Here is an 11,302-nt window from a genome sequence, read left to right on the forward strand (position 1 = left end):
AACATGATGGAGTGCAGGATATCGGTCCAGAAGTTGACCGCGCCCTCGGCGGCGCTCCAGGGAGCGCTGAAGTAATCGCCCCAGGGAATGTCCACGCCCATGAAGGCATGCACCATGTAGGCCACCATCACGAGAATGCCGCCGGCATAACCGAAGATGCTGATCTGCTCGGCCAGCTTGCGGAGCTTGACCTTGAGCGGGGTGTCTCTTTCCACGCCGGAGCTCAGCCCCTCGGCAATGGAGCCGTACACGGTCTTGTCGCCCACGCTGGTGATCTTCATAACCGCTTCGCCGGAACCCACGCTGGATCCCCGGAATACCAGTCTCGCATCAAAAAGATCCTTGGGATTTTCCGGGAAGGGCTGTTCCGGATTGGCGATCTTGTGAGCCTCTTCGGATTCGCCGTTCAGCTGGGACTGGTCGGTGTCCACATTGCCGTACAGAAGATAGCCGTCAGCGGGCACCCGGTCGCCGGTCTGGAGGAGCACCTCGTCCCCCTGCACCAGATCGTCAATGGGAATTTCCTTCACCACGCCGTCGCGGTAGGTCTTGTTGCGGATCTTGGAGGCTTCCTCCTGCAGCTTCTGGAAGGCGGTATCGTTTTTGTACTCGGACATGGTGGAGATAAAGGCAGCCAGAAGCACGGCGATGAGGATGCCCACTGATTCATACCACTCGGACTGTCCGAAGAAATAGAAAACTACGTTGATAACCAATGCCAACAGAAGGATTTTTATAATGGGATCGTTAAAGTTCTCCCACAGCATTTCCCAGAACGAGAGGGGATGCTTTTCCGAAATGGTGTTTCTGCCGTAACGGGCCCGGGATTCCTGGACCTCCTGTTCCGTCAGACCTTTAAATTGCATAGCTGACTCCTTAAAAGCCGTTGCTTGATAACAGGTGAATAAACATGAATAAAAGTGAACAGACGCCGGAAACACTGCAAAAAAGAACAGTTTTTCATAAGCGCAATTTGTAAGGCGTTATAACATAAAAACCCCGCTGACAGATATGAGTTTTCGTTTTTCCGGTGTGTTTTTGCCGCCGGAGTAGCAGGACAGCAGCAGGATATTCCTCCCGGCCGGCATGGCATTTCATCCGGTTTCCGGGAATTATGCGGGGTATCCCGTGCTTTGCGGGATTTTATGACGGGTTTAGATGCAGGAGACAGCTCTTTCGGAGATAATGGCGGCAGCTCTCCGGATCTGCTGCCGGGGGACAGCGCTTTCTTTGTTTTTTCATTCTTTTTTTTCATTTTCCAGCAGCGCCGCTACCGGAGGTAACCATACATGAAGATTGGCGAATTGCGAGACCTCCTCAAGACTGCCGACAAGAAGCAGCTTCTGGGGATCATCGACATTGTTTACAAGTCTCTTCCCAAGGATCGCAAGGAGGATATCGATACCGGCATCACCGATCTCCTGTCTCAGGGCAAGGACAGCAGCAAAAAAGCCGCTAAGCCGGTTAAGCCCAAAAAGACGCTTCCGGATATGGCCGCTCTTAGAGACCAGATCAGCGCTTTTGTCGATAATGCCCGGGAAGGTCTCTACCTGAGACCTAACAGAACCGTTTCCAAGGAAAGACGGAGCAAATGGCGCTTTGAGGCGCAGCGTTTTGTGAAGGATCTCAAGCAGTTTTCTCCGGCGGATGAGGATTATCAGACCTCTCTGGATTGTCTCAAGGACATCTATCAGGTGCTTACTGAAGGGTGCGGCGTTTATCTTTTCAGATCCGATGATCCCTTTGCGTCCATCGGGATCAATCAGGAAGAGTTTTATGCCATGCTGTGCGACCGGGTTTTTCTGCCGGAGGTTAAGCCCGATCGCGAAACCCTGGCCGACATGATCGATCTGGCCACCAATGTATCCATTGACAGAACCTCTCTCCACACCTCCCTTATTCTGTCTTACCTTGACCATATGAGGGATGACGCAGATATCCTCAGGCTCTCCGCTGAAATAGTTTCCGACCTGCTGCAGGAGCTTCCCCCCGATGAAGGTCCCAGCTTTTTTATAACTATCGAAAAATGTCTTGCCAGCGACAGACTTGAGAATCTCTGCGAGATGCTGCAGGGGCTTTACACCAGACTCGGAGAGTCTGAGAAAGGGGCCCGGCTTTTCTTTGAGGAGTCCGTAAAGCACCGGACGCACTCCGGGCGCAAGGAGGTCATTTTTTACTGCATGCTGCAAAATGAGCATTGCTTCGGCGGCAATGACCGGATTTGGACGGAGCTTTACGAGGAGTTCCGGGATAAGGAGAAAATAGATCCCCGGGAGAGTCTTGTGAAGCTTTATAACGAGAAAATGGCCGCTTTGGAAGACTGAGCTTCGGGGGCCGGCGCCACGGCGGCGGATCCGAGAGGGGATCCCGGTCTGCCGCCGCTGATTCCGTTTCCTTTTCCGCTGCCTCGCAAAATAAAAAAGCTGAAGGTTTTGTCTTCAGCTTTTTCTCTCAGGGGGTTATTTTTTTACTGCCGGCAGACCTGCGCCTTCAGGCAGTTATGAGTTATTGATTCCCCGTTCATTCCGTGTTTTCGGTTTCTCACCTGATTTCCGGCTGTTCCGGTGATTCCTGGTATTTCACAGTCCTCTTCCGGAAAACGCCTCCTTGTTATTATATATCCTTCTTAGCTTCCCTGCAGCATGGAATGCAGAGTGGCGCCGCCTTCAAGCACGATGCTGTGATAGCCGTTACCTCTCAGGATGCCGGCGGCATTCCAGGCCCGGACGCCCACGGCGCAGATCACGATGACCGGACGATCCTTGGGGATCTCCTTCATGCGTTCCCGGAGCTGAGCCAGAGGAATGTTCACCGCCTCGGGAATGCGGTACTTCAGCACCTCCTCCCGGTTCCGCACGTCCAGCACATAGTAATCCTTCTTGTCCAGCGCCTTGTAGGCGGTGAGGGAGAGGTATTCTCCCAGTCCCAGCACCTGGTTTTCCGCGGTAAAGCCCAGCATGTTGATGTTGCTCTTGGCGCTGCCGTACTGCGGGGAGTAGGCCAGGTCGATGTTGGCGAGGTCGCTGAAGGTGCCCCGGAGCGCGATCACCGTGGCCAGGGTGTTAATGACCTCGTGCACGCCTTTCCGTCCGGCGGCCTCGGCTCCGATGAGGGTGCCGCGCTTCTTGTCAAAAATGCCCCGGATGAAGATCTCCTGAGAGCCCGGATACCAGCTGACGTGAGAGCTCTGAATCACAAAGGAGGTGAAGTAGTCCTGACCGGGCTGGAGTCCCTTCTGCTTAAGCTCGTATTCGGAGGTGCCGGAGAAGGCGTAGGTTTCATCAAAGACCCTGATAATGGCTGATCCGGAGGTGCCGGTGAATTCAGCGGCATTGTCCGGCAGAATCCCCAGAGAGCGGGCGATGCTGTCCGCCGCTCTGCGGCCGCCCCGGGCGGCCGGGCCGGCCAGGGGGCTCCAGGTAAGCTCATTGGAGTAGTTCTTGAGAATTACCGCATTGTCGCCGGCGGCATAGATGCCGGGAACGCTGGTTTCCATGCGGCAGTTTGTAATAACGGCCCCGTTGGCAGCCTTCTCGATGCCGGAGCCCTCCAGAAAGTCCGTAGACGGCCGGATGCCCAGAGCCAGCACCGCAAAGCGGAACTTCTTTTTGGAGTTGTCGGAGAATACCGCTTCCACGGTGTCCTCCAGAGTCAGAGAAAAGCTCTTGACTCCCAGTCCCAGCTTAACGTTGACGCCGTGCTTCAGGAGATTCCGCACCAGAAGTCCGGAGAATTCCGGATCCAGATTCTGCAGAAGCTGCTGCCGAAGCTCGATAAGGGTTACCCGGAAGCCCTTTCTGGTGAGGTTTTCCGCCGCCTCGATGCCGATAAAGCCGCCGCCGGCTACCAGCACGTCGGCGATCTCTGAGGGGGACTGCTCCTTGGGAAGCTCCTCATGAATGCTGTCCACGTCCGGCAGAGTTCTCAGGTTGTAGATGTGGGGCAGGGTGATGCCGGTGATCTTTTCCGGACGGAGCGCCGCGGCTCCGGAGGCGATGAGCAGGCTGTCGTAGCTGATCTCCTCGGTTTCGCCGTTCTGATGGTTCAGCACCGCCACGGTTTTCTTTTCGGGAGAGATGTGGATGGCTTCGCACTGGGTTTTGACCTCGGTGCGGTATCTTTCGGAGAACACCCCCGGGGGAATAATGACCAGATTCTGCCGGAGGGGCACCTCGCCGCCGAGATAATAGGCAAGACCGCAGGAAGCGTAGGAGATGTCCTTGCCCTTTTCGAGAATGATAATCTCCTCCTGTTCGGAAAGCCGTCTCAGCCGGGCCGCCGCTGCCGCGCCTGCGGCGGAACCGCCGATAATCACCGTTTTATGAGCCATACCGTTACCTCTTCTTATTATTTGCTGATGCCGCGGAGAGCGGGGCCGCTCCCCGCGGCGCTGTGCCGACTGCCGGAGCAGAGTCCGGCAATGCGCTGTTTTATTCCTCTTCGGAGAAGGTGAGAGTCATAATGCCGTAGTACACGGATTCCGCCTGATAGGCGCTGACATCCGTGCCCACGTTGATAATCAGGTTATTGCCCCATTCCCGGAGCTTTTCTATGGCCTTCAGGGCCTGATCTGAAATATTTGCAAAACCCGATCCGGTATCGTCCGCTTCATCATCTTCGTCATCTTCATCCCGGATCATGGGGTAGCCCTGCTTCAGAAAGCTGTTAACGATTTCCGTTAGACAGAACAGCGGCCCGTCCCCGAAGGATCCCAGAAATCCGAAGGTGCGGCGGAGCTCGTCATGGATAAAGCGCTTGAGATCGTCGTCATGGTCGAACTCGTTGGTTTCGGCCTTGACGGCCAGACAGACCAGCGACACTATCACCTCGTTCATGCTGACTGAGAGCATTTGCTCCCGGTAGGAGCGGATGTGATCCGCCAGATTCTGAAAGTCGGAGAGACGGTGTTCGCAGAGCACTCCCGTTTGCAGGGAGAGGACATAGCTTTGTTCATACAGCCGGTAGATCTCGCGATGGATCTCATAGCCGTCCGGCCACACCATGCGGGTCAGTTTTATCAGTCTGTCCGGAATATCTGATCTGTTCATAGATGATGCTTCGGGCGGGCTTTCCTCGTGAAATTCCCGGCCGTTTTACGAGAGCGGCCTCTTGCCGCTCCTGTTAGTCATAAGAGAAAGATAGCAGAAATTACCGGGGATTTATGAGCCTAAACTGATATTTCGTTGCGATTTTGCTGTGACGCGTGCAATTTTAGGGAAAATCAGGGGCTGATCCCGCGGCTTTTTCGTTATGCGGCCGATTTTTCTGAATTTTTCCCGCGCGGCCCAGGGACTTGTTCAGTCCCGGATCTCCCGCCCTGTCAGCGGGAGATCCCGGAGCAGGCGTTCCTGAAAATCCGGAATCACCGGAAAATCCGGGGCCGCATAAACGCTTATAAGAGAGCCGCCTTCGGGATCCCGGAAGCGGAGAAAGGCGGCGTGGAGCAGGAGCCTTTCCGGAAAACCCCGGGAAGCCTCCCGGAGCCTGTCCGCTCCCGGATTCCGGTAAATGTCGTCCCCGATAATGGGATGGCCTCTTTCCGCAAGGTGCGCCCGGAGCTGATGGGTTCTTCCGGTTTCCGGATACAGGAGGAGCAGGGTGCGTCCCGGGCCTGCCGTTTCTTCCCTTTTAAGCACCCGGTAGAAGGTGAGGGCGGGCTTTCCGGAGACGTAATCGGTTTTCTGGACCGGAGCGGAAAGAAGCCGGGATCTTTCCATGTCCTTGGCCAGGGGGTAGTTTATGGCTCCGCTGTCATGCCGGACGATGCCGGATACCCAGGCCGCATAGATTTTCAGGGGATGCCTTGCTTTGAAGTCCCGGACAAAGGCGGCGGCGGTTTCACGGTTTCGGGCAAAAAGCACAATGCCGGAGGTGGCCATGTCCAGCCGGTGCGCCGGGTTGGCTTCGGGATACCGGTTCTTGATGCGGGAGGTGAGGGAATCCCGTTCCCGCTGCCCCGGAACGGCAAGGAGACCGGCGGGCTTAACGGCGGCGATAAGATTCCGGTTCTCAAAGATGATTTCCGGATCCCCGGCGGGCGGGCGGTATTCAAAGATTATTTCGGTCATGGCAGGCTCCCCCGGAGATTGTAACAGCCGGGAAGGATTTTCCCAAGAGCAGAAGGAGAACGAATAAGAAATACGCAAAAATACAGAAGGAAGCGGCAAAAACAACGGAACAAGGCAGGATAACGATCCGACGCTCTTCTGGTTACCTTTCTGAAAACATAATCAAAAACAATGTGACCAACATCAATATATTATTTGACCTCTGTTATTCAGCAGTGTGCTATTATCATAATCAAGAAATCTGCGGTGGTTGCAAAAAGCGGGTTTCGGCCTTATCTGGCGCTTTCAATTACAACCTTCAATAAGAAAGGAATTATTATGAAGAAACTGATGATTGCAGCTGCAGCTCTCCTGATGTCTGCTTCTGCTATGGCTGACTGGGCTGTTGTTGAGCAGACTGATGATAGCTATGTGTTTGAAGAAAGCGATCTTGGCATTCGCATGGTTGCCGCAAATCTTGGCGCCAGCGAGGGGGCTCCTGTAGATCAGATTGCCGCTAAGATCGCCAGTGAGAAGGGATGCCAGGCTCCTACCGAGACTGCTATTGCCGGCCACAAGGGCTATCATTTCGTTTGCCCTGATGCCGTACAGGGAATTGTCCTTGATGATGACGGCAACGTTACCATGATTGTTGGCAAGTGCGAGAGCGAAGAGCAGTGCGCTTCCATCGACTCTCTGATTACCAAGCTTTCCGCTAAGTAATTCAAAGGGTTTTGCCCGGGGATGGGCTTGAGCTTTTCCCTGTCTAAAAGGAGTGCCTCCGGGCGCTCTTTTTTTTGCCCCGGTTCCGGGGTTTTTCAGTATCCGTTTCGTGAATTCACTATGTTTGCAATGCGTTTTATGAGAGCGCCTTTGCTTCTGGCGGCTCTTTTTCTGATGTTTTTCTCCGGAACCGCTGCCGCCAAGGAGCAGGTGCCGTGGCTTATTTATGTTTATTTTGTGGGGTCGGATCTGGAATCCGGAGACGACGATGATTCCGACAGCGGCGGCAATGCCTCTCTGGATATCGGGGAGATTACGGACAGCGATGCCGGCAAAAACGTCAGGGTGCTTATTCAGACCGGCGGCTCCCGCAAGTGGCACAACGACTTTGTGAACAGCAAAAAGCTTCAGATCTTTGAATATCAGGGGGATGAGAAGCTGAAGCTGATAGACAGCGGGCCCGCCAAAAGCATGGGTAATTCTGCCACCCTGAAGCATTTTCTGGAGGTGGGAGAGAGCCGCTACGATCCGGAGCACCGCATGATCATTTTCTGGGATCACGGGGCAGGCCCCACCGGCGGTGTCGGCTATGACGAGCTCTTCAACGATGACTATCTCGAGCTCAGCGAAATCACCGAGGCCTTCGGCAAGGTGTACGGCAAGGAAAACAAGCCCTTTGAGATCATCGGCTTTGATGCCTGTCTGATGTCCAGCGTCAGCGCCGCCTACAGCATGAACAAGTGGGGGCATGCCATGATCGCCTCCGCGGAAACCGAACCGGCTCTGGGCTGGTTTTACACCCCCTGGCTGGACGAGCTGGAAAAGAATCCCCGGATGAGCATCAGGAAGCTGGGCACCCGCATTACGGACACCTACATGGAGGATCTCAACAAGTACAACAAGGGCCGGAAGAGCATTCTTTCTCTGATCTCCCTGGACGATTTTCCGGATCTGATGCTGGCCTTTACGGACTTTTCCGCCGCCGTGATGGATGCCGTGCTGGACAATAATGCCCAGATTTCCGCCATTGACCGCATCGCCGGCAAAACCGAGAGCTACGGATCCCGGGATAAGTCCCGGAATGACTATTCCGACGTGATCGACCTCCGGCAGTTTGTGTCCGGACTGACCTCCTTTGCGCCCAAGGAGGCCCGGGAAACTTTAAATGCCATTGACCGCGCGGTGATCCACACCAGCAAGGGACAGGTGGTGAAGGGGAAGGGCCTCTCCGTTTATTACCCCGTGGGCAAACAGAAGTCCAACTACGAGCATGTCTACCGGCACGGCGCTCCGCTCCCGCTCAATATCATGTACGGCCTGATGGTGAATTACCTGGACAAGGACGGCGTGCAAAGGCTGGCCAAAAGGATTGCGGATGCGGAAGACGAGATGATGGAAGCCAGCGATTTCAATGAGCGCTATGCTACCTATCTTGATGACTATCAGATTGCCGAGCCTGATGAGACCGGCGCTCCGGAAACTCCGGCCCCGGCTCCATCTGAAAACACCGCGGTCTTTCTCTCGGGACTGCAGGGCGCTGCCGGCAGCAATATTGTGGTCAGCGCCAGCACCCTGGAGAGCTCCCAGAAGAAGGATATTGCCAAGCTGGAGGATTTAAAGGTTCGGTACGACAAGGACAACAATGCCTTTGTAACCGTGCCCCAGAAGCTTTTGAAATCAGTGAGCTCCGCGGAGCTTACCATGTTTCTGGTGGATTTTGAGAAAAAGAACGACGGCAAGGTCGAGGGTTATCTGGTTCCCCTGGGGTCTGACGTGACTCTGGAGGAGGACTGGGACACCGGCGTCTTCACCGATGACATTGACGGCAGCTGGCCGGCCCTGGACGGTCATCTTCTCTCCATGACGGTGGTCAGCGCCTCTGATGAATTCATCAATTACACCAGCGAGGTTAAAATCAACGGGGCGCTCCACAATCTGGTGATTGTGTACGACAACAAAAAGGAAGAGTACGACATTATCGGCACCCAGAGGATAAATGAAAACGGGATTCCGGATCGCGTGGGAAGCAAGCTTAAGCCCGGCGACAAAATCACTCCGGTGTTCAGCATTTCCACCCTGGACGGCAAAAACAGCACTGATTTTGATACGGATACCTTTGTTTACCACAAGGAGAGCAAAATCGCGGATCAGGATCTGGGGCAGGGCCGGCTGCTCTTTGCCTTTACCTTCAAGGATTCCTTCGGGAACAGCGCCATGTCGGAGATCGTGGCCATTACCATGAATGACAAGAACGAGCTTATTTATCAGACGCTGGAGGATCTTCTGGAGGAGACGGGATATCAGGTTCCGGATGATGATGACGGCGACGCTGATGACAGCGATGATGCTGACGATGACGATGCTGATGATGATTCCCCGGACGAAGATAATGACGGTGATGATTCTTCAGAAGATGATGAAGACGATGAAAATGATGATGAATCCGAAGCCGCGGATGATTAACCGGGCCGGAAGGCTTTTCCCGGAACCGGGGATTTAGCCTGAAGTCCTTAATGAGCTCTCCTCAGGGAGGGCTTTTTTTATTGCTGAAGGCTCCTTTTATTGCTGAAGGCTCCTTTTATGGCAGACGCTGAAAATTTCACCCCGGGGTGCCTGCCTCCGCTGACATTTAGCGCCGCCCCTTTCTATGCAATCCTGACTGTTTGTTCTCCAAATTCCTGATCCCAAATTCCTGATCCCCCGGCGCCGTATTCCGAATCCGATAAATCATAAGCGGTACCGCATGGTACTGTCCTCAAAGTACCGGATTACCGGCAAATCCGGCCTTAAGAGACTGTCACGCGCTTAAGTTTTTGCAATACGGGGCAGTTTCAGGGGTAAAGGGGCGGAGCCCCTTTAATCATTAACCGGGAAGCGCCGCAGGCGTCTTCCCTTCTTAATTATTATTCTTCGGAACTTTAATATTCTGTTTCTGCCTGCATTGATTGAATCCATTGATTGAATGCGGGTATGTCCGGGGCCTCCCGCGGTTCGCCGGGGGAGAGGCGGACATTTCGCCCGCGCCCGGGCCGGGGATCAGGATTCATCGCAAAGGGGAGTCATGAATTACCTCAGGGACTGGTCACGATCTCACTGAATTTCCGCCTTTTACGGCTTAGGCTCCCGCGCCTGGAAATTCAGCGAGACCGGGATTTTTATGTTTAAACCGCTCCCGGACATTGTCCGGCATCGTAAAGCAGGGGGAACACGGCAATCGATCGGTATCATCCTTAACTTCCTGCATCCTTAATTTCCTGCCCTGCCGAAATGTCTCCCGGACTGCATAGGTAACCCCCTGCCTGTTTAACCGTAATTTCGTCGCCATTGCCAATGATCACCGCCGATTGGTTTTTGGGCGGGCGATCAGCATCTTTTGGCCGGCTTTTTCGGCACTTGCGGTTTTCCGCTGAATTCCTGAAAAGATCTTGGTGAAAATTTGACCATTTGCAAACACAGTTTTCTTATTTTGAGAATTTTTCAAGGGAGTATTTCAACATGTCATTTTTAGAAAATGACCGTTTTTAGCGGGGTTTTGACACTCAAAATCCCGAAAAATGTGACCTGAACCATTACCGAAACGGAAACCATTGACAAAATATACTGATAATCTATACTTTGGGCGAATGTTTTCACCAACAGTCATTGAATGAGGTTTTTTCATGACACAAGAAAGTACGCATCTCGCCAATGTTATGGATGTTACCAACCAGAAGAAGGTACGCTGCGACGCAGCAGCCAAGCAGGTGCTCAGCAACAAGGATATTCTGGCGATCATTCTGAGAGAGGTCGTTAGGGAATTTCGAAATTGCGACAAGGACTTTATCAAAAGAGAATGTCTTAAGGACGGGGTACGCGTTGACGAAACTCCGCCGGACGGTGATGATGCCACAGACAGCATTGTCGGGCTTAATACCGATGATGTGATGCTGCTGGAGGGGCGGAGGGGTTTTGATCTTCTTTTTGAAGTTCTGGTCCCGAAAGCAAATGGCAAACGTCCGGGCAAGAAGAGGCGGCAGGGGGATCAGAATGCTGCGGCATCAGGAACAGAGGCCGCTTCCTCTTCCGACGAGCCGGAAAAAGCTATTTTGATAGTGAATTTGGAAATCCAGCAGAATACCAGTCCGAATTATCCTCTGGTAAAACGGATGATTTACTATATGTGCCGGGTGGTGGTAAAGCAGAAGATTTTAGTGAAGAACTTCACTTACAGCAAGATGCGCAAGGTGTATTCCATATGGATATGTCCGAGTCCCAGAAATGAAACAGAAAATTCCTTTGAAACGTTAAAGCTTGGTTCGAAAGGCAAGGGCCGAAAGAAGTTCATCAAAAAGAAGGACTATGATTTGATGGAGGCTATTGTTATCCAGGTTCCCAATAATGTCACGGAGGATGATGAACCGATCATTAAAATGCTGAGCACCCTTTTTTCACTTAAAAAATCAGTTGCTGAACGGAAGAAAATTTTGGAAAATGAATTTGGAGTAGCTATGACAAAAAATTTAGGCGAGGGGATTGACACTATGTGCAACATG

Annotated in this window: 8 protein-coding genes; 4 read left to right on the plus strand and 4 right to left on the minus strand. The window is 53.3% G+C overall.

All coding sequences use genetic code 11. The features are described from left to right. The coding region (locus tag ACJROR_RS15015) for a cation-transporting P-type ATPase (protein WP_406547801.1) at positions 1 to 866 on the minus strand (866 nt) is incomplete at its 3' end. A 423-nt stretch (positions 867 to 1,289) separates the two neighbouring features. Here ACJROR_RS15015 and ACJROR_RS15020 point away from each other — a divergent pair. Next, on the plus strand, positions 1,290 to 2,324 hold the full coding sequence (locus ACJROR_RS15020; protein WP_406547802.1) for a hypothetical protein: 1,035 nt from the start codon (positions 1,290 to 1,292) through the stop codon (positions 2,322 to 2,324). A gap of 302 nt (positions 2,325 to 2,626) precedes the next feature. On the opposite strand, the gene ACJROR_RS15025 is transcribed toward ACJROR_RS15020, so the two are convergent. From ACJROR_RS15025 to ACJROR_RS15035, 3 genes are all read right to left on the minus strand, one after another. Then, the gene (locus ACJROR_RS15025; protein ID WP_406547803.1) at positions 2,627 to 4,330 is read right to left on the minus strand and encodes an FAD-dependent oxidoreductase; all 1,704 of its coding nucleotides are present in this window, start codon (positions 4,328 to 4,330) and stop codon (positions 2,627 to 2,629) included. A 100-nt stretch (positions 4,331 to 4,430) separates the two neighbouring features. Further along, positions 4,431 to 5,048, minus strand: a complete 618-nt coding sequence (locus ACJROR_RS15030) for a hypothetical protein (RefSeq protein WP_406547804.1) — start codon at positions 5,046 to 5,048, stop codon at positions 4,431 to 4,433. Positions 5,049 to 5,297: 249 nt separating this feature from the next. Further along, the gene (locus ACJROR_RS15035) at positions 5,298 to 6,068 is read right to left on the minus strand and encodes an RluA family pseudouridine synthase (protein WP_406547805.1); all 771 of its coding nucleotides are present in this window, start codon (positions 6,066 to 6,068) and stop codon (positions 5,298 to 5,300) included. Between the two features lie 318 nt (positions 6,069 to 6,386). Here ACJROR_RS15035 and ACJROR_RS15040 point away from each other — a divergent pair, with 318 nt between their 5' ends. The 3 genes from ACJROR_RS15040 to ACJROR_RS15050 all read left to right on the plus strand — a co-directional run. Continuing rightward, positions 6,387 to 6,770, plus strand: coding sequence for a hypothetical protein (locus ACJROR_RS15040; protein WP_406547806.1), 384 nt, complete (start codon positions 6,387 to 6,389; stop codon positions 6,768 to 6,770). A 120-nt stretch (positions 6,771 to 6,890) separates the two neighbouring features. Then, positions 6,891 to 9,233 carry a clostripain-related cysteine peptidase gene (locus tag ACJROR_RS15045; protein WP_406547807.1) on the plus strand — a complete coding sequence of 781 codons (2,343 nt, stop codon included), beginning with the start codon at positions 6,891 to 6,893 and terminating at the stop codon, positions 9,231 to 9,233. A 1,196-nt stretch (positions 9,234 to 10,429) separates the two neighbouring features. After that, positions 10,430 to 11,302, plus strand: an 873-nt coding sequence (locus ACJROR_RS15050; RefSeq protein WP_406547808.1) for a hypothetical protein, incomplete at its 3' end; no start/stop codon positions are given.

Source organism: Succinimonas sp., assembly GCF_045225735.1.
Taxonomy (GTDB): Bacteria; Pseudomonadota; Gammaproteobacteria; order Enterobacterales; family Succinivibrionaceae; genus Succinimonas.